This window comes from Kocuria himachalensis, assembly GCF_054784195.1.
This window is the reverse complement of the sequence record NZ_BAAGPL010000039.1, coordinates 1-1,154: the sequence shown is the minus strand read 5'-3', so window position 1 is coordinate 1,154 and position 1,154 is coordinate 1. Positions and strand designations below refer to the sequence as shown.

General features: G+C 69.8%; 1 protein-coding gene and 1 pseudogene. One reads left to right on the top strand and one right to left on the bottom strand.

The window, feature by feature from the left end; genetic code table 11:
• A pseudogene (locus tag ACYVM4_RS18215) lies at positions 1-269 on the bottom strand (histidine kinase); the annotation flags it as partial.
• Between the two features lie 404 nt (positions 270-673).
• On the opposite strand from ACYVM4_RS18215, the gene ACYVM4_RS18210 reads away from it, so the two are divergent.
• Entirely contained in the window at positions 674-964 is a 291-nt protein-coding gene (locus ACYVM4_RS18210; protein WP_460669451.1) for a hypothetical protein, read from the top strand.
• The last annotated feature ends 190 nt before the right edge of the window (positions 965-1,154 follow it).

Genomic DNA, 1,154 nt, shown 5'->3' with positions numbered 1-1,154 from the left:
GTGTCCCAGGCCCTCAGGCACGGGCCCTGCCCGGCCTCGTACTGCATCCTGTCCACCGCCTCCACCCCCGGGTCGGTGGCCGCGGTGGAGGAGGGTTGCCCGGAGCTGTCGATCAGGGTGACCCCGGCCCCGAGCGCCAACGGGATCAGTTCCCGGGCGACCTCGGCCAACCGGGCCACCGCACCGGTCGCGGTCGGCGCATCCAGCAACACGATCTGCAGCCGGGCCAGAGCCGTCGTCAGCTCGAGCACCGACGGATCAGAGTCCATGACGTCCCTTCACCCATCAGGTGGAACACGCAGGGGTCACGACCCATCGGTCCCGCTTCACCTGCTGCCACCCATGATCCTCCACTGCGACCGTCACCGGTACCTCCCGGACCGCCCGGCTGCGAGGAAACCGACCGCCGCGGCAGTGATCATGATCGGCCTGGCCCAGCGGGGAGCACCCGAAAGGCCGGGAAGCGATGCTCAGTGTCGTCGCGGGCTCTCCTCCTGGGCCTGTCGGGGCCACGGCGACGCCCGACGAGGCGGTGATGGCAACTACGGTCGAGATGCCCGGCACAAATACCAGGGGGTTACACATCCGCCTGCCCTACCGTGGGGACACCTCCCCCGGGGGGCTCACACAACCGGTGTCCGCGGGGGTTGCCCTGCTCTGAAAGGTCCCGGCCATGAGCCGCACCATGTCCGTCTTCGTCCGCATCAACCGCACTACCCACACCGTGACCCTGGACGTCACGGGGGACCCGAGCCCCGGCGACCGGCAGGAACTGCACCGGATGACCGCCCGGGCCCGCACCCTCTTCCCGGACACAGTAGTCACCGTGGACCTGAGCTCCACCCGGACCCCCCACCCCCAGGACCTGCAGGAGGAGAACACCAACCACCGCGGCGACGGGCAACCCGAGACCAGCAGCGCCCCGACCGGCCCACACCTGGTGCCACTCTCCTCCGACCGGTGACATCGCCCCTTGTGACAGCAGGGCCCCACTGGTTTGCGTCTGCACCGGTATGCGTCGTGTGCGGCACAGCACATGACGTGCTCGGGTTAGGTCCCCCGGGTGGAGAGCGAGCATCGTGGGAGACGGAGAACGGACGGGGTCAGCCGGGGGGCTGATCCGGAAGCGTTCTCTCGCCCGGGCTGGGCACCAG

Excerpts from the sequence above, each read along its gene's own strand:
- ACYVM4_RS18210 (WP_460669451.1), top strand. The coding sequence starts at position 674 with ATGAGCCGCACCATGTCCGTCTTCGTCCGCATCAACCGCACTACCCAC.